The organism is Bacillus sp. RAR_M1_44 (genome assembly GCF_020165935.1).
GTDB lineage: Bacteria > Bacillota > Bacilli > Bacillales > Bacillaceae > Bacillus > Bacillus altitudinis.
Genome location: NZ_JAIUKX010000001.1, coordinates 1249263 through 1274745, shown reverse-complemented (window position 1 = coordinate 1274745; position 25483 = coordinate 1249263). Strand labels below are relative to the sequence as shown.

Below are 25483 nucleotides of genomic sequence, written 5' to 3'. Positions count from 1 at the left end.
CTTATAGAATTTTTTATTAGAAAGTTAGGGAGAATACCTAAATATACCTATTTTTTAACCGATGATAATTTGTAGGGAAATATCACCAGATAATGACAGGGGGACATTTTAGTTAAAAGAAAAAAGTTCGAATAGACCCTACAAAGCATATGATGAAACAGCTAAAGTAGTTGACGAATTAGAAAAAGTCTCAAAGGATAAGGAGTAATTCATAAAAATGAAAACAAACAAAAAGACAATCATTTCAGTATTTCTTTTAGTATTTACATTGATGATGGGTACAGCATGCGGTAAAAATGAATCAGCAAACGGTTCATCAAACAAAGCAGCAGCAAAACAAGAAAAAATAGAAAAAATGACTGATAGCGAATATGCATCATGGTATAAGGGATATCTAAAACGGTTTGAAGAAAGAATTATGTCTTTTGTTTTATCGTTGGTTCCTTTAGACGAGGTTTACGATAAAGAATGGGCTAGTGATGTTGAGACAAAGATTGATAGCATGAGAGAATTACTCAGCGAAGCCAAAGACAAAGAAGTTAAAGTTCCTGATACGTATAAAAAAGTAAACGAGTACTTGGTGAAAGCGGATGACAAATTTGAATCACTTTTCAAAGATATCTTAAAAGTAATCAAGCGAGATAAAGTCAGTGATGATGATTTAAGTTTCATGAATTCTAGAATGAAAAAAGCTTTAGGAGAAGTGGATAATGCTAAAAAAGAGATGAGTAAAATGAAAGACAATAAATCAAATGAAAAACAAAAAGATAAATCAAATTCATAATTAAGTAAAGAAAAAGACGTCTGCTTTACAAAGCTCAGAGGGTCTTAAGAATAACGAGTTTAGTTCACAACGTAAGAAGGATGCTACATACTGTCATCCTTCTTACTTTTCATGTAAGTTCCTTGAAGAAAACCGAACCAACCGAATAAACAAAGGACAAACCACAATCACCGCCATCATCAACAAAAGCCCATCAGGCATAATCTCCACAAATGTTGTCTGAATCACATAAACCGCAATCAGCAGCAAATAACTCATCAAAAATAACAGCTCAGATCGTTTCTTCTGAAATGGCTTCTCTAAAAGAATCAGCATGAACAAACCTGCCATGATGATCAAAAAAGTCATCTCCTATCAAGCCTCCTTTTCATTCATCTCCACATTGTACAGATATTTCACTTGCTACAATATGCTTTATCCATAAAATAAGTAAAAAGTAATGAACAGATGAGGCACCACGACTAGTAAAATGACGAACGCTTTCCAAAAAACCGCCAACCAATTCAAAATCACATCTTCCCATTTGAGACGTCCTCATATATAGTAAGATTAGACTAGTTCTAAATAACTGAAATTGGGGCGTTTACATGGATTCGATTGTTTTACATTTTATTGTGATCATGAGTGTTTCTGGCATTCTGTCCGTAATATTATCAATCATTGCTCATGCAAATCGCCATCGGTATATTGGCTGTCAATTGTTTATGTATATGTCTGGAGCAACTGCGATTTATATTTTTGGACATACATTTGAATTATTGGCGCGCACCCCTCAAGAAATTACATTCTGGGTTAGTTTTCAATACATAGGTCTTCCGTTCATTGCACCATTTAGCCTGATGATTGTGCTGCAGTTTACTGGTTTCCATCAATATGTAACAAAGCGCCGCGTGCTTCTCTTCTTGCTGATTCCAATTTTAACCACCATTTTGGTGTTCACCAACTCTTTTCATTCACTCTTTTACCGAAGCATCACGATGAATACAGTAGACGGGTTTTTATTGGCTGATTTTACCATTGGTTATTGGTATATCATTCATGGGGTCTATACATTTGGCTGTTCTATGCTCGCTATTTTTATGCTGCTTTGGTTTTTACGTGTGAAGAAAGATTATTTGAAACAGGTTCTGATCTTGCTCGTTGGGATATTATTACCGATCACCACCTCTTTTATCTATTTATTAGGTGTCACGCCCTTTCACATTGACCCAGTACCAGTGGTGATGTTTTTAACCAACGCACTCTACTTATGGGCGATTATGTCTTTTCATCTCTTTAAGCTCTCTCCCATTGCGATGGAGCGTGTGTTTGAACATATGTCAGAAGGTGTTCTTCTATTGGATCGATACCGAACACTGATTGATTATAACCCTGCGGCTGCATTGATCATTCCTGTGCTCGCTAAAAAGGGAATCGGCTATAAAATCGATGATATATTCTCAGGGATCATCAAAGAGCCGGCGTTTATCCAGTGGCTGCGTTCTCCGCAGGATCATTCACAGTATGATTTAATGTGGGAAAAAGAGCAGCCCTTCTATTATCATCTCACTGCTTCTTCTCTTTTTAATAGAAGAGGCGAAGTCGAAGGCAGGCAAATTGTGATCAGCGATGTTACTGAGCAGCGGCTATTGCAGGAAGAGCTGGAGCGCCGAGCATATATTGATGGTTTGACGAATATCTTCAATCGGTCTTCCTTTATTGAACGAACGCAGATGTTATTGGAAGAGGATGCGCAGGATACTGCGATATTGCTATTTGATATTGATTTCTTTAAACAAATCAATGATACGCATGGACATCATATTGGAGACGAGGCGTTGCGTCATGTTGTGTCCATTTGTCAGCAGCATTTGAAGATGGATGATTTATTTGGTCGATATGGTGGAGAAGAGTTCGCCATTTGTCTGCCGCATCATTCATTTGAAGAGGCATGTCGTATTGCGGAACAAATGAGACATTCATTTGAAGTGAGTTTCTTTCAGACAGATGAGAAAAAAGTAAGAGTGACAGCAAGCTTTGGCGTCGCCCATACAGCGAATGATCCCTCTATATTAGAAACGCTTCTATTTGAGGCAGATCAAGCCTTGTATATGTCAAAACGCCAGGGACGTAATCGGATTTATGCATCAACTGGTTCGGACTATATGCTGTACCAAAAGCAGGATCTTCCGCCTACTTCTCATTGACTGTTGTCCTTCATTTAGATATGATAAACATAACATTTGAACGGTTTCCTAAAGGGGAGTAGCTTTTACGGTTTGGTCGTCATTACAGAAGCATCCGTTGTTTCTCGGCCATTCCGGCATGAACATGTTAGCCAGACCTTTGCCTATCACACTTGAGGCAAAGGTCTGGCTTTTTTTAAGGTCTTTTTGCATCTGTGTGGTTGGGAGCTGGACAAATGAGGGGTTTCAACATAGCAGATGAAAGGATGATGGATCTTGAAACAACATGTGATGGCGTTTCTATTTACCGGTACGTTTTTGTTAAGTGGATGTTCAGGACTGCTAGACCAAGTGAACGATACAACGACATATGTCACAGAAGCAAATGAGTATGTGATGGATATTCAGCAGTTCACAGAGGATTTTCCACAGCTTGCGGAAGAAGCTGTACAAGATGCTGCCAAAAGAGCAGATTTGACGCAGCAGCTTGAATCATTGAAAGCAGACATTCAAGAATTTAATGAACTCACAGCCCCATCAATAGCAAAAGACCTGCACGCACAAATCATGGAGAAAAATAAAGTACTGTCAGAGGAGATTCAAACCTATTTACAGCAATTGAAAATGGACAACTTCGATGCTGCAGCTATTTTAGAGGATCAGCAAGGCCTCATGAAGCAGCTTCAGCAATCCGTCAACCTTTTGCAAGATATTGAACAGTTGACAAACTAGGATAAACAAACGGTGATCTCAGCATATCTTTGCCTTTTCAGGTGAAGATATGCTTTAATTGAATGTAAGACAAGTATGATAGAAAAAAGGTGATCAGATGACAGAACAAGAAGAAAGACATATCGCTTCGCCTAGAGCCGAGAAGGAAAAAGAGCAATTAATCAACCGCTTAAAACGAGTGGAAGGTCAAGTGCGAGGGATTCAGCAAATGATTGAAAACGATCGTTACTGTATAGATGTCGTGAATCAAATTTCTGCTGTCAATGCAGCTTTAAAAAAAGTGAGTCTTCAATTAATGGAAAAGCATACACATCATTGCGTAGCAGATGCCATTAAGAGTGGTAATGGGGATGAAGCCATTGAGGAGTTAATGAATGTCTTCACGAAGCTGACAAAATCGTAGCAAACAGCGGATCATTTATGTTTACAATGATACCCTACTAGGGTATAGTAAAAATAGAAAATGATTGATGGAGGCGATGAGAAGTGGAACAAGCAACACTACAAGTTCAAGGCATGTCTTGCGGACATTGTGTGAAAGCAGTCGAAGGAAATGTAGGAGAATTAGCAGGTGTTGAATCTGTGAAAGTCCATTTAGATAAGGGTCAGGTGGAGGTTTCCTTTCACTCAGATCAAATCACGTTACACCAGATCTCTGATGTCATTGAAGAACAGGGATATGATGTCGTATAAAATGAGCATACGTGCTGCATAAGACAGCACGTATTTTTTAAAAAATAACAATACCCCCATGGAGTATGTGGAGAGGTGAGATAAATGAAAAAAGAAATTGATTTTCAAATTACGGGAATGACTTGCGCCGCCTGTGCAGGCCGCATTGAAAAGGGCTTGAACAGGTTGGAAGGTGTGGACGACGCCAGTGTGAACTTAGCGCTTGAAACATCCCACATTGTGTATGAAACAGAACAACTCACAGCAGAGGATCTAAAACAAAAAATTCAATCTCTTGGCTATGATGTGGTGATGGAGCAAGCCGAATTTGATATAGAGGGAATGACATGTGCGGCTTGTGCAAACCGAATTGAGAAAAAAGTCAACCGGATGGACGGTATTGATCAAGGATCAGTGAACTTTGCGCTTGAGTCACTTCAGGTGACGTATCATCCTGGGCAAATATCTCCAAGTGACATAAAAGAGGCTGTGAAATCCATTGGGTATTCATTAATCGAATCAGCCGAAGAGCATGCAGAGGAAGGGAAAAAAGACCATCGCCAAGTAGCGATTGAGAAACAAACGGCACGCTTTTTGTTCTCGATGATTTTGTCATTGCCTCTTCTTTGGGCAATGGTCAGTCATTTTTCTTTCACATCGTTTATTTGGTTGCCAGAAGCGTTTATGAATCCATGGGTTCAGCTCGCATTAGCAGCGCCCGTCCAGTTCATTGTCGGCTGGCCTTTTTATGTAGGTGCTTATAAAGCGTTGAAAAATAAAAGTGCCAATATGGATGTCCTTGTGGCATTAGGGACATCAGCTGCTTTTTTCTATAGTTTATATGAAAGTATTCAGTCAGCGGTTCAAGGCACACATGAGGCGGCCCTCTATTATGAAACGAGTGCTGTGCTCATTACGCTAATTGTGCTCGGAAAATTAATGGAAGCAAGAGCGAAAGGGAGATCATCAGAAGCTATTCAAAAACTGATGGGTTTACAAGCGAAAGAAGCTGTGATAGAGCGAGATGGGAAAGAAATGACCGTTCCTATTTCTGAAGTGAAAGTGAATGATCTTGTGTTCGTCAAGCCGGGTGAAAAAGTTCCAGTAGACGGAGAAATCATCGAAGGAACAACAGCGATCGACGAATCCATGATTACAGGTGAAAGTCTGCCAGTTGATAAAACCACAGGAGATACAGTCATCGGGGCAACCATCAATAAAAATGGATTTGTGAAAGTGAAAGCAACAAAAGTAGGAAAAGAAACGGCTCTTTCACAAATCATTCGAGTCGTCGAACAAGCGCAAGGCTCAAAAGCACCAATTCAAAGAATGGCAGATCAAATTTCAGGGATATTTGTCCCCATTGTTGTAGGATTGGCTGTGCTCACTTTTCTGATTTGGTATATCTTTGTTGATCCAGGAAATGTGACAGCAGCCCTTGAGACCTTTATAGCGGTCATCGTCATCGCATGTCCTTGTGCGCTTGGTCTTGCTACACCGACCTCTATTATGGCAGGCAGCGGCCGTGCAGCTGAATCAGGGATTTTGTTTAAAGGCGGAGAGCATTTAGAGATAACCCAATCACTAGATACAGTAGTGCTAGATAAAACAGGGACTGTGACAAAAGGGGAGCCGAGTCTTACAGATGTGATTGCGTCTGCCAATTGGACAGAAGATAAGCTGCTTCAGTTAGCAGGATCGGCAGAACAGCAGTCAGAGCATCCACTTGCCAGAGCGATTACAGAAGGCATGAAGAACCGGGGTCTCCAAGCGGTCGAGGTAGAAGCTTTTCAAGCAGATCCTGGTCATGGAATTGAAGCAAGGGCTGCGGGACATGAGCTTTTGATTGGCACACGGAAGCTCTTAAAGAAACATCATATCAGCTGCGAAGCACTAGAAGCAGTTGTGACTGAGCTCGAAGAACAAGGAAAAACGGCGATGCTCATTGCCATTGACCGCGAGCCAGCAGGTATTGTCGCCGTTGCAGATACGATCAAATCGTCTTCTTCTCAAGCGGTCGCTCGTCTCAAAGAGCAAGGGATTCACGTCGTGATGATGACAGGAGATAACAAACGAACAGCAGAAGCGATTGCGAGTGAGGCAGGCATAGATCATGTGATCGCTGAAGTTCTTCCTGAGGAAAAAGCGGCTCATATTGCAGCGCTTCAGAAACAAGGAAAAAAAGTGGCGATGGTTGGAGACGGCATCAATGATGCCCCTGCCCTTGCAACAGCAAATATCGGGATGGCCGTCGGAACAGGTACAGATGTTGCCATGGAAGCGGCAGATATTACGCTCATGACAGGAGATCTCCATGCCATTGCAGATGCACTTGAATTTAGCAGAAAAACGATGAGAAACATTAAACAGAATCTATTTTGGGCGCTTGCTTACAATTGTATTGGTATACCGATCGCTGCATTTGGGTTCCTGGCACCATGGCTTGCAGGAGCGGCAATGGCCTTTAGTTCTGTATCGGTTGTGCTGAACGCACTAAGATTACAGCGATTGAAACCTGTCAGAGAGGGTGTAGCAAAATGAAGCTGAATGTCAAATGGGTGTGGACGGTGAGTGCTGTGATTTATGTAGCCTTTGTACTGATAGGTTATGCGATTTATGTCGAACTTTCCCCTCTTCAAGAGCCGCCAGCTGATCATATGCAACATGAGACTTCATCAGAAGCGAAGTCCTCGCATTCGGTGTCAGTCCTGCACTTCGGTGCTCGTCCTTTCTAGACTTCAATGGATTTCTATCACAAAGAGCTAAAATAATGTTCATTTTAGCTCTTCTCAACAACCTGAGACTTCGCCAAAAGCGAAGTCTCAGCGTGTAGACAAACCCTCGCATTCTTTGTCAGTCCTGCGCTCCGGTGCTCACGAATGTCAAATTCGCTCTGCTCCGGTGCTCGTCCTTCCTAGACTGCAAAGGTTTTCTATCACACTGAAAAGAAGACAAAGGGCTAAAATAAAGTTCATTTTAGCCCTTTGTCAATAATCTGAGACTTCGCCAAAAGCGAAGTCTTTTTTTAACAATTTTGTGGAAAAACCCACCTTTTAAAAGATTTTTCATAAAAAATTCACTTCTTTTTGTTCCTTTTTGTCGTTTTTTGTAGGTTCATCGTTAAGATGCGATTAAGCAACAAAGAAAGCGTTATCAAAAAAAGGGGGTCCACGTATGAAAAAGTTAGGGTTAGCTTCTCAAATACTCATCGCACTTGTCTTGGGTGTTGTCGTAGGAGCGCTGTTTTATCAAAATGAAACCGTTATTAATGTGTTAACGCCAATTGGCGATATATTCATCCACTTAATTAAAATGATCGTTCTTCCAATTGTTATTGCTGCATTGATTGTAGCTGTTGCAGGTGTAGGCGATATGAAAACCATCGGAAGACTCGGTGGGAAAACGATTCTTTACTTCGAAATTGTGACAACGATTGCATTAGCAGTTGGACTGCTTGCAGCAAACGTTTTCCATCCTGGTACAGGAATTGATATGAGCAACATGGAGAAAGGCGATATCTCTAAATATGAAGAGACATCTAAGTCTTCTGCCGAAAAAGCTAGTTTCTCTGAAACGATTGTGCATCTTGTGCCAACAAACGTGTTCCAATCCATTGCAGAAGGTGATCTATTACCAACAATCTTCTTTACAGTGTTATTCGGATTAGGAATTGCAGCAGTTGGAGACAAAGGAAAACCAGTGTTAGGATTTTTTGAGGGCATCCTCGAAGCGATGTTCTGGGTGACCAATAAAGTGATGAAGTTTGCACCATTTGGTGTATTCGCGCTCATCAGTGTGACGGTGATCAAATTCGGGGTCGGAGCGCTTCTCCCGCTAGGTAAACTGGTACTTGTCGTATACGGCACAATGGCATTCTTCGTGATTGTCGTACTTGGCATTATCGCAAAATTAGCTGGAACAAGCGTCTTTACACTATTTAGAGTGTTAAAAGAAGAAATCATTCTTGCATTCTCAACAGCAAGTTCAGAAGCTGTACTGCCTAGACTAATGGATAAAATGGAGAAGTTCGGCTGCCCGAAAGCGATCACGTCGTTCGTTATCCCAACAGGCTATACCTTTAACTTAGATGGAAGTGCCATCTATCAATCCATTGCCGCCATATTTGTTGCACAAATGTACGGCATGCCTCTTTCCATCTATGAGCAAATTACGTTACTATTAATCTTAATGCTCACATCAAAAGGAATGGCTGGTGTACCAGGTGCATCGATCGTTGTTGTCATCACAACACTTGGAGCAATGGGACTTCCACTTGAAGGACTTGCCTTCATCGTTGGGATCGACCGTATCCTTGACATGGTTCGTACAACTGTTAACGTATTTGGTAACTCACTTGCAGCCATTGTCATGTCTAAGTGGGAAAAAGTGTTTGATCAAGAGAAATCGAAGAAGTATATTGAGGAATTAAAACAACAAACAAAAGCAGCGTAAAAGGAGATCTTTTCAAATGACGAAGCTACAGGACAAGCAAGTTCGTATCGAACGAGACTTTCTAGGTGAAAAGGAAGTAGACACTCAAGCGTATTATGGAATTCAGACATTACGTGCAGTAGAGAACTTTCCAATTACTGGCTACCATGTTCATGAGGAACTCATCAAAGCATTAGGGATTGTCAAAAAGGCAGCCGCACTTGCAAATATGGATACAAAGCGACTATATGCTGGTCTTGGAGAAAAAATTGTTCAAGCCGCAGATGAAGTGATTGAAGGAAAATGGAACAATCAATTTATTGTCGATCCAATTCAAGGCGGGGCTGGCACTTCAATGAATATGAATGCCAATGAAGTCATTGCAAACAGAGCGCTTGAACTACTAGGAAAGGAAAAAGGCGCTTATACTGAGCTAAGTCCAAACACGCATGTGAACATGTCGCAGTCAACAAACGACGTTTTCCCAACAGCGATTCATATTTCAACATTGAATATGATTGAAAAACTACTTTATACGATGGAAAACATGCATCAAGTCATGACAGAAAAAGCGCAAGAATTCGATCATGTCATCAAAATGGGACGTACGCATCTTCAGGACGCTGTTCCAATCAGACTTGGTCAAGAGTTTAGTGCATATGCAAAGGTTCTTGCTCGTGATATTAAACGAATCAAGCAGTCTAGACAGCATTTATATGAAGTCAATATGGGCGCAACCGCAGTTGGAACAGGACTGAATGCTGATCCTAAATATATTCGCCAGGTAGTTGGCTATCTAGCTGACATTAGCGGATTGCCGTTAGTTGGAGCAGAAGATTTGGTCGATGCTACGCAAAATACAGATGCTTATACAGAAGTATCAGCTGCACTGAAAGTATGTATGATGAATATGTCCAAAATGGCAAACGATATTCGTTTGATGGCTTCAGGTCCTAGAGCAGGATTTGGTGAGTTGCACTTGCCGCCAAGACAGCCAGGTTCATCTATCATGCCAGGGAAAGTCAACCCAGTGATGCCTGAGGTCATGAACCAAGTGGCATTCCAAGTCATTGGAAATGACCACACGATCTGCCTTGCATCAGAGGCTGGTCAGCTTGAACTGAACGTCATGGAACCAGTTTTAATATTCAATTTACTACAGTCACTCAGCATGATGAAAAATGTATTTGAATCCTTTGTCGATAACTGCTTGCGTGACCTAAAAGCAGATGAATCGAGATTAAAAGAATATGTAGAAAAGAGTGCCGGTGTCATGACGGCGGTTAACCCGCACATTGGTTATGAAGCTGCTGCACGAATTGCGAGAGAAGCGATACTTACAGGCGTATCTGTACGTGAGCTTTGTCTGCAAAATGATGTGTTATCAGAGGAAGAGCTTGATATCATCTTAAATCCTTTTGAAATGACGAAACCAGGTATTGCTGGCGCATCACTTTTAGAAAAGGATCGTTTAGAAGATTAAGCGGCATCATGAGAAGCGCACACCGACAAATATCCGGTGTGCGTTTTTTCATGGACTGTTTGTTTTTCTGAAGCGCACATAGTATACTATCGTCAATTATTAGGGATGTGACTGCGTTTGAATCTACTGAAAAAATGGTTGAATACAGAGCCTTATTTAATTATCATGCTCATTGTTCTGACTCCGATTGGGGGAGAGCTGAAATTTTATCCATTTGAGGATAGCTTTCGGGTCAGCTTTGGAACCGTTGTCTTTTTCTTTATCCTGCTTCAAATGAAAAAATTCCCGGCGTGGGCAAGCGGCATCATTGCGGGGGGATCAGTGTTTGCATTCCGGGTGCTTCTTGATACTGCTGTGTCAGGCCACTTAGCGCTGGAAGAGGCCGTTTCTTTAAGATTTCCTTCCCTGCTGTATTACGTCGTCTATGGTACGCTTTTTTATGTATTACAGGTCAGACGTTTGCGTGATAAGCCTTGGCTGATTGGGGCGACAGGGATCATCATGGAACTATGCGCAAGTGTAGTTGAAATGATTGCACTCAGGGGAGCCATTGATGAAATTTTAACAGTGAGAACGCTGTTTCAACTATTTGTATTGGCGATTTTCAGAAGCTTTTTCGTATTGGCTTGTTATACGATGATTCGATTATACGAAGAACAGGCGAGAGAGCGCCAAATGAAGAAGGAAAAGGAACACCTGCTGATGCTGCTGTCAAATCTTTATACGGAATCTACATATTTTTATAAAACCCTTGCACATGCTGAGCACATTACAGCTACTTCCTATCAATTGTATCAATCACTGCATCATGCAAAGGATACGGAATCATTAGATTTAAAAAAACTCGGAAAAACAGCTTTGCAAATTGCAGGTGAGGTACACGAAATCAAAAAGGATAATCAGAGAATTTTTTCTGCCTTATCAAAACTGATTCATGAGGAAAACTTTCAGGAGTATGCAAGTCCTGCTCATATCGCTGGACTTGTGATTCGTATCCATGAAAATTATACGGAATCTCTTAAAAAACACATCGTTTTTCATTATGATGAAGAAGGACAACACCCTGCTTATCATGTGTATACCATTCTATCTTTATTAAATAACATTGTATCCAATGCCGTTGAAGCGATTCCAGTAAATGGAGAGGTATCACTATCCATTTCGCGGAAAGAGAATGATGTGATTTTTCAAATCAGTGACAACGGGCCAGGCATTAAAGAGCGTAACCATCATGTGATCTTTAAACCGGGCTTCACTTTAAAATACGACCAAGCCGGGAACCCATCAAGCGGCATCGGTCTTTCCTATGTGAAAGACACAGCCGAGAAGCTTGGCGGAAGTGTTGAAATGAAGAGTATCCCAAATCAACAAACGATGTTCACTTTAACGATACCAATTGATCAAGTCAGCAGAAAAGAGGGGAATGGGAGATGAGATTTTTTATTGTTGATGATGATGAAGCCGTTCGTTCTTCACTCACACAGCTCATTGAAGATGAAGAGCTTGGCATTGTGGCAGGGGAAGCAGAGGATGGTGCTGAAGTAACAGCGAGCTATTTAAATGATTTGCACATTGATATCTTGTGTATTGATCTTCTGATGCCGGAAAGGGACGGGCTTGAGACGATTCGAGCGATCAAGGATGAATTTCATGGGAAATATTTAATGCTGTCACAGGTAGAAACAAAGGAACTCATCGGCCAGGCATATACGCTCGGTGTCGAGTATTATGTGACAAAGCCGATCAATCGGGTAGAGGTCTTAAGTGTGCTCCACCTCATGATTGAACGTCTGCATTTAGAGCACTCAATTGAAAATATTCAGCATTCGCTCAAATCGGTCATGCAGTTCCAGCAGCGCGGACAGACCACGAAAACGAAGCAGCGTGGGAAAAGTCTTGCAGAGGCAGGTCAGTTTTTGCTGGCGGAGCTTGGGATTGTCGGCGAAAAAGGGTCTAAGGATTTACTAGATATGATTCTTTTCACAGATCAGTATTTAGCGTTACATGCCGATCAGCACGACTCTTTTCCTTCATTAAAAGTAATTTTCACTGGCATCACAGAGGATAAATTAAACGAACCTTTTACATCAGCAGACATCGCAAGAGAAGCAAAAGCAGCGGAACAGCGGGTAAGACGTGCGATCAACCAATCATTGAAACACATCGCCTCGCTCGGGTTAACCGATTTTTCTCACCCAACCTTTGAAAACTATGCATCAAAATTTTTCGATTTTACCATTGTGCGTAAGAAAATGAGTGAACTCACAAAAGAGAAAAGTGGAAGAGAAGAGCACACACGTATCAATGTGAAGAAATTTGTACAGGTGCTCTATTACGAGGCGAAACGTATTTTCATGGAAGATTAAATAAGACATGCTCTCTATAAGGAGAGCATGTCTTTTTTTGTGATGGATTGAAGATGCATCTGTAGCACGGAGCGCATGAGCTGTGGCGGTAAACGATGGGGCTGTACGATTCCATTCAATGCAAGCCCATTGATGACCGCATAAAGCCGCTCAGTTTCTAATAAAAGATCGAGATGATCTAGCAGTAGCTCATCCTCTTTCAATTTCATTAAGCAAAATTGAACGGTTTGAAAAAGCTCGTCATACATCTTTGCATTGAGCGGCTGTAAATCTGGTTCAGTCAGTGCCTTGACTGTAAAAGCCTGCCACACCTCCATTTCAAATATTCGTTCTTCGTCTAGTGGAAGAACCTGCTCCAATAAAGTGAATACATTTTCCTCTGTTGAACCGTTTAATGGAAGCTTAGCAATTCGCTCCTTCACTCTTTCCTGAATTAAATTCATGGAGAATAGAAATAATTCTTGCTGTGTGGAAAAATAATGACGCATAGAGCCGGCTGAAATGCCAGCTTCAACGGCTATTTTTCGTACAGAAGCGCTTTCCAATCCCTCTTGTTTAATCACTCTCATAGCAGCTTGAGCGACCTTTTGTTTTTGTTTATGGTGATCGACGATTTTTGGCATACCTTGATTTTAGCACAGCTATTGTTTTTTTAACACAGTTGTGTTATTTTTTATTTAATACAATCGTGTTAAAAAGGATGTGGGGAAATTGGTCGGTTTATTGATTGTGGCATGTGAAATTGGTTTTTGGCTGTTTATTCTTATGGGCTTAACACTGCGTTATGTGTTTAAACAGAAAAAATGGGGTGCTTTCTTTCTTGTCTGTACGCCGGTTTTAGATCTCATCCTTCTTGCGGCTACTTATATAGATTTAAAGCAAGGGGCTGTGGCGAACGTCATTCACGGGCTTGCGGCTGTTTATATTGGTGTGAGCCTTGCCTTTGGACATCAAATGGTGAAATGGGCGGATGCTAAGTTTGCTTATCGTTTTGCAGGAGGCCCTAAGCCGAAGGGAAAACCAAAGTACGGGAAGGAGCGGTCTTTGTATGAGATGGTGGGCTGGACGCGTCATTTCATCTCTTATGTCATCGGAGCGGGGCTGTTATATGGATTGACCTATCTCATCCAAGCACCAGAACGAACGGAATCTCTGATGCAGCTTGTCAGTGTGTGGGGGATGGTCTTAACCATTGATTTCATCATTAGCATCAGCTACGTCATTTGGCCGAAAAAACACCCGGAAAATATAGCAGGTTGACAAAAAAGACAGGCGGACTCATTCCACCTGTCTTTTTGCTATGAGGACAATCCTTTGTAAATGGTGTCAATATTCCATTTCATCATCTTATAGTAGCTGTCCCCATCTTCACCTTCTTTGCCAATAGAGTCCGTAAATACTTTCCCCTTAATCGGAACTCCGGTTTCCTCAGATAGGCTTTCAAGGCTGCGCTTATCTACACTTGTTTCAAGAAAAAGGGCAGGAACTTGATGGTCTTTAACAAAATGAATGATGCGCTTCATTTGTCCAGGAGTTCCTTCACTTTCTGTGTTGATCTCCCAAATGTAGCCGGCTTTCAGTCCATACGCATCCGCAAAATATTTGAATGCCCCTTCGCTTGTGACAAGGAGTTTTTTGTCTTTTGGGAGTTGATCAAACTTGTCTTTTGCTTCATCGTGAAGCGTTTGAAGTTTTTTGATATAGGTTTCAGCATTTTTCTCGTAATCCTCTTTATGCTCAGGATCTGCTTGAATGAGCGCATCTCTGGCATTTTGCGCATAAAGAATCCCATTCTCGACATTCAGCCATGCGTGTGGGTCCTGCTGGCTTTCAAGCCCTTTTGAAGACAAATGCTTCACTTTGACGCCTTTACTTAACTCGGCTACAGGTGCATCATCCCCGTCCTTGCCGCTCGATTCAAGCAGTTTTTGAAACCAGCCATTCCCTGTTTCAAGGTTCAAGCCATTAGATAGAACAAGGTCTGCATCCGTCGTATACTGAACATCCTTTGGCAGTGGGTCAAATTCATGTGGGTCTGTACCAATGGGAACAATGCTGTGAATAGAGACATGCTGTCCGCCTACTTCCTTCACAATGTCATAAAGAATGGAGTAGGTCGTGACAACTTTTAATGTACCGTCATCTTTTCCGGAACTTTTTTGCTGAGTAGAACAGCCTGCGATGACCAAAAGGGCAATACATACTGCGGTCAAACGGATTGCTAATACCTTCTTCATATATGTCCTCCTTTTACATAGACGCTTCCTTTTTTAACTGTGTTCGTTTTCGCTTCGATTTTAAGGATCTCCACAATATCCCTTGTTTCGGTGAAAAGATAAAGGCACTGCCGAATAATATGGTCGCGACCAGCACAATGGAAGCACCAGACGACAAGTTATACGTAAAGCTGAGCCCAAGTCCTACGACGGCTGAAACTGCTCCAAAAAAAGCAGATAAATAAATCATGATCCATAGCCGGTCTGTCAGTAAATAAGCGGTGGCAGCTGGTGTAATAAGCATTGCAACAACAAGAATAATACCTACAGTTTGCAGGGACGCCACGGTCACTAAGGTCAATAAGGTCATGAGGAAATAATGGATCATGCGATTCGGTAAACCGTAAACCGAAGAAATCACTGGATCAAATGAACTAATGAGCAGTTCTTTGTAGAAAACGATGACAGCCAGCAAAATGAAAATGCCGATGCCAAGCGTGATCCACATATCAGATGAACGAACGGCTAGTACGTTTCCAAACAAGATATGATATAAATCGCTGGAACTTTTCAAAAATGTAATCAAAATGATCCCAATGGAAAAAAAAGCAGTGAATACGATCCCGATGGCAGAATCATTTTTAATGCGGCTGTTTTGACTGACATATCCGATGCCGATGGCTGTCAGTACACCAGTTAGAACCGCACCAAAGAAAAAGTTAATGCCGAGCATATAAGAGATGGCGACACCTGGAAGTACAGCGTGTGAAATCGCATCTCCCATCAAAGCCATTCCCCGTAAAATGATGAAGCAGCCGATGACGCCGCAGATGATCCCTACCATAACGGATGTAAATAACGCTTTTTGTAAAAATGCATATTCAAAAAGTCCGGTTAAGAATTCCATTACGCGTCTCCTCCTGCTGATTTTAAAAATGGCAGCTGTGTTTCGTATGCTTGGAGCATGACCTCAGGACGAAGAATATCATGTACAGGCCCTGCTTTGACCAGCTTCTTATTTAGAAGAACGAGATGGCTGAAGTAATCATCGGCCTTACTTAAATCATGGTGGACGACCAGAATGGTTTTTCCTTCATCTCGTAATTCCTTCAAAATGCGGATCATCGTTTCTTCACTTGCCATATCAATTCCGACAAATGGTTCATCTAAACAAAAGAGCTGTGCGTTTTGAGCGAGTGCTCGCGCAAGGAAGACACGCTGCTGCTGACCGCCGGATAATTCCCCAATCTGTCTTTTGGCAAAGTCCTGCATCCCAACCTTTTCTAAGCAATGGTACGCATAGGCACGGTCTTCTTTTTTCGGTCGTTTGATCAATCCGAGCTTTGGGTATGTGCCAAGCAGTACGGTATCTAGCACATGGATAGGAAACGTCCAGTCTAGATCATTTCTTTGCGGTACATAGGCGATCTGTTTTCTCACTTGTTTAAAAGGTTGTTCAAAAAAACGAATGTCCCCTTGATCCTTTTCAATTAAATCTAAACAAGCTTTCAATAAAGTCGATTTACCAGCACCATTTGGACCAATGATTCCAGTCATCGTTCCTTCCTGTATGGAAAGAGAGACGTTTTCTAGTGCATCCTGTCCGTGGTATGAGACATACAGGCGGTCGATTGTTAAAGCATTTGACATCTCTTGCGGCCCCTTTCGATCATCAATTGCGTTTCCTAAAAATATATGCATACATTTAATAATTTTGACTAAAGGATGAAATGATTCTCTAACGCTAATTTGTTTCCTTGAGGAAACTTTTATCTTATTCTAATCGTATGTCCTTCTTTTGTAAAGAGAAATGCTGAATATTCCCATCAAGCGATCGTTTTTATGTTATGCAACGAAGAGGGGACATGAGCATGGATTATTGAAAATTCACGTGACATCCTTGAATACGAAAAATCTCAAACATTTGCTTATAAATGATTGACAGTTTGTAAGAACTCCTCATATAATAAGGGTAATTCAATATATGAATATGTGCTCATATATAATATCTACAGCAGCTGATAGGTTTAATTGAATCAGGGAAGGCTACTTATATAGAAAAAGGTGAGAACATGAAAAAGATGAAGGATGAATACGTATTAAGCGGTCTCGATTGTGGAAACTGTGCACGTAAAATTGAAACAGGCGTCAGCAAACTCGAAGGGGTTGAAGCCTGCTCAATTAATTTTGCGACGGGTACATTAACTGTGACACATGCTGATGCACAAGAAACGATGTCAAAGCGTATTGAAAAAACCGTTCAGTCCATTGAACCTCATGTGAGTGTATCACCAAAAGAAGAAGGACATCACCACGATCACGATCATGGAACAAAGAATTTAAAAACGATTGTACTGAAATTAATTGGTGGTGCAGTCATTGGAACAGCGGCTTATTTTATACCTGACAATGGCTTACTGAAGTTCATCATGTTTTTCGCCGCGTATTTACTAGTTGGCGGAGATGTTGTCTTGAAAGCACTGAAAAATATTGTGCGCGGTCAAGTATTTGATGAGAACTTCTTAATGACCATAGCCACAGTTGGTGCTTTTGTGATTCAGCAGTATCCTGAGGCACTGGCAGTCATGCTGTTTTACCAAATTGGAGAACTGTTCCAAGGGGCAGCTGTGAATCGCTCTAGAAAATCAATTAGCGAATTAATGAATATCCGTCCAGAATACGCAAACCTCAAAAAGGGGCAAGAAACAAAAAAGGTAAAGCCGGAAGAAGTCAAAGCGGGTGACCGTATTGTCGTCAAACCAGGTGAAAAAATTCCTTTAGATGGACGCGTGATAGACGGTTATTCTCTTGTGGATACCTCTGCACTAACTGGGGAGTCTGTTCCAAGAGATGTGGAAGCAGGAAAAGAAGTGCTTGCTGGATTTGTGAACCAAAACGGCATTCTTGAAATTGAAGTGCAAAAAGAGCTCAGTGAGTCAGCGGTTACGAAGATTTTGGATTTAGTCGAAAATGCAAGCAGCCGTAAAGCGCAGACAGAAAACTTTATCACAAAGTTCGCTAAATATTATACACCTGCTGTGGTCGTGCTAGCTTTATTGCTAGCCTTTGTACCACCGCTTCTCATCCCATCAGCTCAATTGTCTGATTGGGTGTACCGGGCACTTGTCTTCCTTGTCATTTCGTGTCCATGTGCTCTCGTTGTATCCATTCCATTAGGTTTCTTTGGCGGGATTGGTGCCGCATCAAAACGAGGTATTTTAGTGAAAGGCAGTAACTACTTAGAAGCCTTGAACTCTGTGCGCTATGCGGTGTTTGATAAAACAGGTACTTTGACAAAAGGGAACTTTACAGTCACTCATATCGAAGCAGCGAATGAGAAATGGTCAGAAGAGGAATTGCTTTCTTTTGCGGCACTGGCAGAAGCGCATTCTTCGCATCCGATTGCGGAATCGATTAAGGCGGCTTACGGGGCGTCTCTTGATGAGAGCCAGATCGAATCTTACGAGGATATTGCGGGTCATGGGATCAAAGCGACAATTCGCGGAGCTCATGTATTGGCAGGTAACCATCGCCTGATGGAACGAGAGGGCATTGCTTTTGAAAAAGAAAAACGAAGCGGAACGGTTGTGTATTTAGCAATAGACGGTGAGTTTGCGGGATCGATCTTGATTGCAGATGAAGTAAAAGACGATGCAGTTGAAGCGATATCTTCTCTAAAAGCTGCGGGCATTCAAACCGTGATGCTTACAGGGGATGCTGCGCAAGTAGGAAATGCAGTCGCACAGCAAATCGGCATTGACGAAGTTCACACTGAATTATTGCCACAGGATAAAGTCGCCAAAATCGAAGACATGTATGAGAAAAAAGCATCTCAAGACAAATTATTGTTTGTTGGTGACGGCATAAACGATACGCCGGTTTTGGCAAGAGCGGATATAGGTATTGCCATGGGTGGACTTGGTTCAGATGCAGCAGTTGAAGCGGCTGATATTGTGATTATGACAGATCAGCCATCGAAGGTAGCGGAAGCTATTGCTGTCGCTAAAAGAACGAGAGCCATCGTATGGCAGAATATTGCGTTTGCTCTTGGGGTGAAGGCCGTCTTCCTCATACTTGGTGCATTCGGTATTGCAACGATGTGGGAAGCCGTCTTCTCGGATGTTGGTGTTACTGTTCTGGCTGTTTTAAATGCGATGAGGGTCATGAAATAAAATTGTAAGGAAAAATTCATGAATAGCGTCTTTCATAATAGACCCCCTCTTGTTAAAATAGAAGAAGTTGGATAATGGCATTTTCTTGAGCTGTTATCCTTTTTCTTTGTGAAGGAATGAATGAAAAAGATAAGGTAGGTGCTTTTGTGAGTAAAAAAAATAATCAATCTTCATCCATCAAGTTTGCAGTTATATTAACCATCATTGCAGCTCTTCTCATCGGTATTTTCGTTGTGATCGGTAACAACAACAGCCAAGAAGCACAAACAGTCGACAGTAAGCCGTCTATTAAAGGACAGCCTGTCATGGGAGATCAAAAGGCAAAAGTGCAAGTTGTCGAGTTTGGGGACTACAAATGTCCATCATGTAAATCATTTGAGACAGACATTTTCCCAAAATTGAAAGCAGACTACATAGATAATGGCGATGTATCCTTCTCATTTATTAACTTACCACTGCCTGTTCATGGGGACGGTGCGGTATTAGCAGCACTGGCTTCTGAAGAAGTGTGGAAAGAAGATCCGAAAAACTTCTGGGCATTTCATGAAGCGGTCTACAACGCACAACCAGATAGTGAAGCAGAATGGGTAACGCCAGCAAAGCTCACCGAATTGGCGAAGAAGACAACGAAAATTGATACGGACAAGCTGAAAGATAACCTATCAAAGAAAACATATCAGCCACAGTTGAACACAGATGATCAGCTGGTGAATCAATACAAAGTAAATGCAACACCAACTATTTTCATTAACAATAAACAAGTCCAAAACTTTTATGACTATGATGAAATCAAAGAATTAATTGATCAAGAGCTGAAAGGGAAAAAATCATGAAGAATAAACTGATTTACTTATACAGCGCTTGGATCGTCTCGATTGTGGCAACGATGAGCAGCCTGTATTTAAGTGAAGTAAAGAAGTTTATTCCATGTGATATGTGCTGGTTTCAGCGCATTTTCATGTATCCGCTTGTGCTTTTACTTGGAATTGCTACATTCCGTGGCGATGTCAAAGTGAAGTACTACGTTCTCCCTTTGGCCGGGATTGGTGCTTGCTTTTCCATCTATCATTATATGGAACAAAAGATTCCAGGCTTTGCATCGATTCGTCCTTGTCTAAGCGGTATTCCTTGTTCCGTTGATTATCTGAACTGGTTTGGTTTTATCACCATTCCACTCTTAGCTCTCATTGCATTTATTCTGATCATCATTAGTATGCTGCTTTTAAATGCAAAAGAAGATTGAGGAGATAGCCTGCTTTTAAGCAGGCTATCAGCGTGTAGACAAACCCTCGCATTCTTTGTCAGTCCTGCGTGCTGGTGCTCACGAATGTCAAATTCGCTCCGCGCCAGTACTCGTTCTTCCTAGACTGCAAAGGTTTTCTATCACGCTGAAAAGAAGACAAAGGGCTAAAATCAAGTTCATTTTAGCCCTTTGTCAACAATCTGAGCCTGCTTTTAAGCAGGCTATTTTTTATTTTTGCAAAAAGGTAAAATTTAAAGAAAATTTGTATTGCTTTTCATTTGTGTCAGATATACATTAAGGGGAGAGTGTTAGATGATCAGACAATGGTAAGGAGATAAGCGGAAAATGGCATGGGAAGTGTTAAGTATTATTGGCATTGTGGCATTCGCCATTAGTGGTGCGATTGTCGCAATGGAAGAAGAGTACGATATTCTTGGTGTGTACATTTTAGGGATTGTCACAGCATTTGGCGGTGGAGCGATTCGGAATCTATTAATTGGTCTTCCGGTGTCTGCTTTATGGTCGCAGGGCAAAATGTTTACCATTGCCCTTGTATCCATTACGATCGTGTTTCTATTTCCAAAGCTTTTGCTCAAGCACTGGAGCACGTGGGGGAATTTCTCGGATGCGATCGGTTTAGCAGCGTTTGCGATTCAAGGTGCATTATTTGCTGTACAAAGAGAGCTCCCGCTCAGTGCGGTCATTGTGGCAGCCATTTTGACTGGAAGCGGCGGCGGCATTGTGCGTGATTTATTAGCAGGACGAAAGCCACTTGTGCTAAAAGCAGAGATTTACGCAGTATGGGCAGCCCTTGGAGGCTTACTCGTGGGACTCGGCTTAGCGCAAGGAGAGTTTGCTTTATATCTGCTGTTTGTCATCCTCGTTATATGCAGGGTTTGTTCCTACTTATTCAAATGGCGGCTTCCCGCTAGGTCTTATTTTTTAAATAAAGGGTAAAACGAAAAGAGGGCGATGGGTCGCTCTTTTTTTTATGTGTTATTCGAGCTTGATGTCAGCAGGTCAAGCTGTTTTCGTGTAAAATAAAAGTAGGTTCTTTATTCATCATTGGAACAATACATGAGATGAAAATGTTGTCATTTGACTGAATATGTAGATTCAGTCTTTTTTTGCCTAGATGGATTGTTATGTGTTGGTTTCGCTTTTTGCGGGATACTAAAGAAACGCTCATGACCGAACGGATGGATCAGAAAGAAATGAACACATCTTTGCATGTAAGCAAAACATGACGGAAAAAATGAAATGGGAGGGACATGTACTAGTGGAGATATTTTTGGCAGTGCTCGTACTACTAGCACTCATTGCATCATCTAATATTATCAATCGTTTTCTGCCCTTTATTCCAGTTCCATTAATCCAAGTGGGTTTAGGGATATTGGTCGCAGCTTTTCCTTCAGGTTTACATATTTCTTTAAATCCTGAGCTATTCTTCGTTTTATTCATTGCACCGCTGTTATTTAATGATGGGAAGCGTACCCCAAGGGACGAGCTGTGGAAATTAAGAGCACCCATTCTTCTATTAGCTTTAGGGCTCGTATTTGCGACAGTTATTGTCGCAGGATATACCATCCATTGGATGATTCCAAGCATACCACTTCCAGCTGCATTTGCGCTTGCAGCGATTTTATCACCGACAGATGTCGTTGCTGTAAGTGCCCTTTCCAGCCGTGTGAATATGCCGAAGGGGATCATGAGACTGCTGGAAGGCGAAGGCCTGATGAACGATGCGTCAGGACTTGTTGCCTTTAAATTTGCTATTGCTGCAACGGTTACAGGGGCATTTTCCATTGCAGAGGCATCCTTTAGTTTTGTTCTTATTGCTGCTGGCGGATTATTGACCGGATTTATTCTGTCGTTTTTTATCATTCGTTTCCGCTATTTTCTCCGCCGTTTAGGCATGGACGATGTCACAATGCACATCATCCTGCAAATCCTCACGCCGTTTGTGATTTATTTAGCAGCGGAAGAAATTGGCGTATCCGGCATTTTAGCCGTTGTTGCCGGTGGTGTGACACATGCCATCGAGCAAGACCGAATGGAAGCGAATTTAGCAAAACTGCAAATTGCTTCTTCAAACACTTGGAATATTATTTTATTTATTTTAAATGGCCTTGTTTTCGTTTTACTTGGGTTACAAATTCCTGATGTATCGACTGTCATTTTCCAAGATGAAGCCTTTAATAATATGCAGGTCATCAGTTACATTTTAATCATTACATTCTGTCTGATGATTCTCAGATTCCTATGGGTATGGCTGTTCTGGGCAGGAAACTGGAGTGTATCGAAAAAGAAGAGCGCGAAAAAACCGAAGCTGCGTGCTTCTATGCTGATGACATTCTCTGGTGTTCGTGGTGCTGTTACATTAGCAGGTGCTTTCTCCATCCCATTTACGCTTGCAGACGGATCACCTTTTCCTGAGCGCCATTTAATTATTTTCCTCGCAGCAGGCGTCATTTTATGTACACTCATTTTAGCGAGTGTCTTGCTGCCTATTTTATCGGAGAAAAAAGATAAGCAAGTGGATGTGGACTTAGATACAAAGATTCAGCACGCAAAACGGAAGCTGCTGAGAAGTGCCATTAAAACCCTAAAAGAAGGAATGAATGAAGACAATCGAGAAGTCTCCCTTGCACTCATCAATGATTACCGAATGAAGCTACGAAATATTCAGCGGGAACCGTACCAGTTTGGGATGAGAAAACAAGAGAGAAAAATCAGACTGCACGGCATTAAAGCAGAACAGATGAAACTTCAGCAGTTGATTGAGGAAGAGAAAATCGACAAAGAAGAAGCATATGAGCTGCAAGAGAGATTTCATGAGCTGGAAATGCTCTATTCCAACTCCTTTAAAATTCGTTTCTCAAAAGTGAAGTTTCTGCGCTTACTACAATGGCTTCAACTATGGCGTCCGCATCAGCGTATTTCAAGCGGCATATTAGAAAACGAGGAATCGTATAAACAAATCCGTAAGAAAACGGCTGAAGCTGCGGTGGATTCTATTAAGCACCATATGACCGAAGACAATCAACAAACGTGTCATCAAGTCATTGGGTTTTACAATCAAGTGATATTCCGCTGTGAACATGGTCCTTCTTTCTTCCAGCAAAAGGATCGTACGTTTGACCGGAAGAAGAAAGAGCTTAACTTCCAAGCCGTACAGACGATTCGTAATGAAATCCAAACTTTATATGAAAATGGCGAAATCAATCGTGATATTGCCCATCATTTAAGAGAATATATCAACGACATGGAAGCAGTCTTACTGACCAATACATGATGTTGTCATCTTCTCCCCTATGTTTTATGATGAAAAAAAGAGACGAGCAGGGGGAGAGCCAGGATGACATATTACGGAGCGATTGAAGCTGGGGGAACAAAGTTCTGTTGTGCCATTGGCAATGAACATGGTGATATCATAGAGGAATTGACCATTCCAACAGAGCACCCGGAAAAAACCATCCAATCACTTATTCCATTTTTTCAGCAACATGAAATAGCAGCATTAGGGGTCGGTTCCTTTGGACCGATTTGTGTTCAGAAAGACGATCCTTCTTACGGTTACATCATGAATACGCCGAAAGTGGAATGGAAGCATTACCCGTTGATACCTGAGCTGGAGAAACAATTAGGCGTACCGGTGTCCTTTACGACAGATGTCAATGCCGCAGCATTAGGTGAACTGACAAAAGGGGCCGCCAAAGGGCTAAGCAGCTGTCTGTATATCACGGTCGGTACGGGGATTGGTGCCGGGGCTGTTGTGAAAAATGAACTTCTCCACGGTCACTCACATCCAGAAATGGGACACATCCTGGTCAGGCAGCATGAATCAGATCAGTTCGCAGGTGTCTGCCCAGCGCATGGTACTTGCTTAGAAGGACTGGCGGCAGGTCCAGCTATTGAGGCAAGGTGGGGAAAGCCGGCTAAAGAGCTTACCGAAGAAGAAGCAGTTTGGTCTCTTGAAGCAGATTATTTAGCACAGGCATTAATGCAATACACGCTGATATTAAGCCCAGAACGCATTATAATGGGTGGAGGCGTCATGAAGCAAAAACAGCTATTTCCGCTCATTCGAGAGAAGCTGGCTGCGTATGTCAATGATTATGTCGACATGCCGCCGCTTGATACATACATTGTCTCTCCTGGACTTGAGGACAAGGCAGGTATGACAGGTGCTTTGCTGTTAGCGATTGAAGCGAAGAGAAACGCCTGATAATAGAGTTTTCAAACGCAACATGAGATAATGAAAAAGATGGAATCTATGAAAAGGTGGTTGTTAACATGGTCAAAAGCTTGAATGATACCGTAACACTAAATAACGGAGTAGAAATGCCATGGTTTGGTTTAGGTGTATTCAAAGTGGAGGACGGCAACCAAGTGGTTGATGCCGTCAAAGCAGCCATACGAAACGGTTATCGCAGCATTGATACGGCTGCCGTTTATAAAAACGAGACAGGCGTAGGGAAAGCCATTAAAGAATCTGGCGTCAAAAGAGAAGAATTGTTCATTACGTCAAAAGTATGGAACACAGATCAAGGATATGACAAAGCACTCGCTGCATTCGATGCAAGCTTAAACCGGCTCGGTCTTGATTACTTAGACCTCTATTTGATTCATTGGCCTGGACCAAATGCAGATACATTTAAAGAGACATGGCGTGCGCTTGAGAAGCTTTATAAAGATGGAAAAGTAAGAGCGATTGGTGTCAGCAACTTCTACGTGCAGCATTTAGAAGAGCTGTTAAAAGATGCAGAGGTTGTTCCAGCGGTGAACCAAGTAGAGTTTCATCCAAAACTGACACTTGTCGAATTACGACAATATGCGAAAGAAAAAGGCATTCAAATTGAAGCATGGTCTCCGCTGATGCAAGGAAAGCTTTTGGATCATGACGTATTAAAGGAAATTGCAGCACAATACAACAAATCTGTGGCTCAAGTGATCTTGCGTTGGGATCTGCAAAGCGGCGTTGTCACTATTCCAAAATCAATCAATGAAGATCGCATTAAACAAAATGCCGACATTTTTGACTTCGAGCTTTCACAAGAAGACATGGAAAAAATCAATGCACTTAATAATAACGAACGTGTCGGGTCTAATCCAGAAACGATGACGGTTGGGTTTGAATAAATATAAAATCCCCTTTGCGTGTAGACAAACCCTCGCATATTTTGTCAGTGAGTACTGGTGCTTCCTAGACTAGCAAA

General features: G+C 41.8%; 24 protein-coding genes. 19 read left to right on the top strand and 5 right to left on the bottom strand.

Features of this window, described 5'->3' with window-relative positions; translation table 11 throughout:
- The first annotated feature begins 217 nt into the window (after positions 1 to 217).
- Positions 218 to 784 (top strand): hypothetical protein, encoded by a 567-nt coding sequence (locus tag LCD34_RS06960; RefSeq protein WP_224558711.1) that lies wholly within the window; start codon positions 218 to 220, stop codon positions 782 to 784.
- A gap of 102 nt (positions 785 to 886) precedes the next feature.
- Here the strand turns inward: LCD34_RS06960 and LCD34_RS06955 are convergent, their stop codons facing one another.
- Entirely contained in the window at positions 887 to 1132 is a 246-nt protein-coding gene (locus LCD34_RS06955) for a hypothetical protein (RefSeq protein WP_017359230.1), read from the bottom strand.
- A 239-nt stretch (positions 1133 to 1371) separates the two neighbouring features.
- Between LCD34_RS06955 and LCD34_RS06950 the strand changes: the two genes are divergently transcribed.
- The 10 genes from LCD34_RS06950 to LCD34_RS06905 all read left to right on the top strand — a co-directional run bounded on the left by LCD34_RS06950 (position 1372) and on the right by LCD34_RS06905 (position 12633).
- On the top strand, positions 1372 to 2970 hold the full coding sequence (locus LCD34_RS06950) for a histidine kinase N-terminal 7TM domain-containing protein (RefSeq protein ID WP_035389410.1): 1599 nt from the start codon (positions 1372 to 1374) through the stop codon (positions 2968 to 2970).
- A gap of 255 nt (positions 2971 to 3225) precedes the next feature.
- Positions 3226 to 3681 (top strand): DUF6376 family protein, encoded by a 456-nt coding sequence (locus LCD34_RS06945; RefSeq protein ID WP_046527449.1) that lies wholly within the window; start codon positions 3226 to 3228, stop codon positions 3679 to 3681.
- Between the two features lie 97 nt (positions 3682 to 3778).
- Positions 3779 to 4084, top strand: coding sequence for a metal-sensing transcriptional repressor (locus LCD34_RS06940; protein WP_008347647.1), 306 nt, complete (start codon positions 3779 to 3781; stop codon positions 4082 to 4084).
- Between the two features lie 83 nt (positions 4085 to 4167).
- Positions 4168 to 4374 carry a copper chaperone CopZ gene (gene copZ / locus LCD34_RS06935; protein WP_008347645.1) on the top strand — a complete coding sequence of 69 codons (207 nt, stop codon included), beginning with the start codon at positions 4168 to 4170 and terminating at the stop codon, positions 4372 to 4374.
- Between the two features lie 84 nt (positions 4375 to 4458).
- Positions 4459 to 6894 (top strand): heavy metal translocating P-type ATPase, encoded by a 2436-nt coding sequence (locus LCD34_RS06930; RefSeq protein WP_224558710.1) that lies wholly within the window; start codon positions 4459 to 4461, stop codon positions 6892 to 6894.
- Positions 6891 to 7088 (top strand): hypothetical protein, encoded by a 198-nt coding sequence (locus LCD34_RS06925; RefSeq protein WP_035701394.1) that lies wholly within the window; start codon positions 6891 to 6893, stop codon positions 7086 to 7088. Before LCD34_RS06930 ends, LCD34_RS06925 begins: the two co-directional genes overlap by 4 nt.
- Positions 7089 to 7527: 439 nt before the next feature.
- A complete protein-coding gene (locus LCD34_RS06920) occupies positions 7528 to 8805 on the top strand; it encodes a cation:dicarboxylate symporter family transporter (protein WP_007500222.1) in 1278 nt (425 codons plus the stop codon).
- A 16-nt stretch (positions 8806 to 8821) separates the two neighbouring features.
- A complete protein-coding gene (gene aspA, locus LCD34_RS06915; protein ID WP_007500224.1) occupies positions 8822 to 10267 on the top strand; it encodes an aspartate ammonia-lyase in 1446 nt (481 codons plus the stop codon).
- A gap of 117 nt (positions 10268 to 10384) precedes the next feature.
- Positions 10385 to 11701 carry a sensor histidine kinase gene (locus LCD34_RS06910; protein ID WP_224558709.1) on the top strand — a complete coding sequence of 439 codons (1317 nt, stop codon included), beginning with the start codon at positions 10385 to 10387 and terminating at the stop codon, positions 11699 to 11701.
- The gene (locus LCD34_RS06905) at positions 11698 to 12633 is read left to right on the top strand and encodes a response regulator (RefSeq protein ID WP_224558708.1); all 936 of its coding nucleotides are present in this window, start codon (positions 11698 to 11700) and stop codon (positions 12631 to 12633) included. Before LCD34_RS06910 ends, LCD34_RS06905 begins: the two co-directional genes overlap by 4 nt.
- Before the next feature lie 14 nt (positions 12634 to 12647).
- On the opposite strand, the gene LCD34_RS06900 is transcribed toward LCD34_RS06905, so the two are convergent.
- Positions 12648 to 13256 (bottom strand): TetR/AcrR family transcriptional regulator, encoded by a 609-nt coding sequence (locus LCD34_RS06900; RefSeq protein ID WP_050826611.1) that lies wholly within the window; start codon positions 13254 to 13256, stop codon positions 12648 to 12650.
- A gap of 88 nt (positions 13257 to 13344) precedes the next feature.
- Between LCD34_RS06900 and LCD34_RS06895 the strand changes: the two genes are divergently transcribed.
- Positions 13345 to 13893 (top strand): hypothetical protein, encoded by a 549-nt coding sequence (locus LCD34_RS06895; protein ID WP_025207975.1) that lies wholly within the window; start codon positions 13345 to 13347, stop codon positions 13891 to 13893.
- A gap of 38 nt (positions 13894 to 13931) precedes the next feature.
- On the opposite strand, the gene LCD34_RS06890 is transcribed toward LCD34_RS06895, so the two are convergent.
- Genes LCD34_RS06890 through LCD34_RS06880 form a run of 3 tightly spaced genes read right to left on the bottom strand, consistent with a single transcriptional unit; the run spans position 13932 to position 16499 of the window.
- Complete coding sequence (locus tag LCD34_RS06890; protein WP_025207974.1) at positions 13932 to 14870, bottom strand: metal ABC transporter substrate-binding protein; 939 nt, start codon at positions 14868 to 14870, stop codon at positions 13932 to 13934.
- A 13-nt stretch (positions 14871 to 14883) separates the two neighbouring features.
- Positions 14884 to 15756: a metal ABC transporter permease gene (locus LCD34_RS06885; RefSeq protein ID WP_007500236.1), complete on the bottom strand. Its 873-nt coding sequence runs from the start codon at positions 15754 to 15756 to the stop codon at positions 14884 to 14886.
- Positions 15756 to 16499 (bottom strand): metal ABC transporter ATP-binding protein, encoded by a 744-nt coding sequence (locus tag LCD34_RS06880; RefSeq protein WP_035701622.1) that lies wholly within the window; start codon positions 16497 to 16499, stop codon positions 15756 to 15758. The genes LCD34_RS06885 and LCD34_RS06880 overlap by 1 nt, the downstream gene beginning before the upstream one ends.
- Before the next feature lie 422 nt (positions 16500 to 16921).
- Here LCD34_RS06880 and LCD34_RS06875 point away from each other — a divergent pair, with 422 nt between their 5' ends.
- From LCD34_RS06875 to LCD34_RS06845, 7 genes are all read left to right on the top strand, one after another.
- Positions 16922 to 19021, top strand: coding sequence for a heavy metal translocating P-type ATPase (locus LCD34_RS06875; RefSeq protein WP_060781415.1), 2100 nt, complete (start codon positions 16922 to 16924; stop codon positions 19019 to 19021).
- Positions 19022 to 19167: 146 nt separating this feature from the next.
- Positions 19168 to 19854: a DsbA family protein gene (locus tag LCD34_RS06870; RefSeq protein WP_017359241.1), complete on the top strand. Its 687-nt coding sequence runs from the start codon at positions 19168 to 19170 to the stop codon at positions 19852 to 19854.
- On the top strand, positions 19851 to 20264 hold the full coding sequence (locus LCD34_RS06865; RefSeq protein WP_007500241.1) for a disulfide oxidoreductase: 414 nt from the start codon (positions 19851 to 19853) through the stop codon (positions 20262 to 20264). The genes LCD34_RS06870 and LCD34_RS06865 overlap by 4 nt, the downstream gene beginning before the upstream one ends.
- Before the next feature lie 345 nt (positions 20265 to 20609).
- On the top strand, positions 20610 to 21221 hold the full coding sequence (locus LCD34_RS06860) for a trimeric intracellular cation channel family protein (RefSeq protein WP_041507768.1): 612 nt from the start codon (positions 20610 to 20612) through the stop codon (positions 21219 to 21221).
- A gap of 322 nt (positions 21222 to 21543) precedes the next feature.
- The gene (locus LCD34_RS06855) at positions 21544 to 23559 is read left to right on the top strand and encodes a Na+/H+ antiporter (protein ID WP_224558707.1); all 2016 of its coding nucleotides are present in this window, start codon (positions 21544 to 21546) and stop codon (positions 23557 to 23559) included.
- 63 nt (positions 23560 to 23622) lie between these two features.
- On the top strand, positions 23623 to 24492 hold the full coding sequence (locus LCD34_RS06850) for an ROK family protein (protein WP_076821115.1): 870 nt from the start codon (positions 23623 to 23625) through the stop codon (positions 24490 to 24492).
- 68 nt (positions 24493 to 24560) lie between these two features.
- The gene (locus tag LCD34_RS06845) at positions 24561 to 25406 is read left to right on the top strand and encodes an aldo/keto reductase (protein ID WP_008347122.1); all 846 of its coding nucleotides are present in this window, start codon (positions 24561 to 24563) and stop codon (positions 25404 to 25406) included.
- The last annotated feature ends 77 nt before the right edge of the window (positions 25407 to 25483 follow it).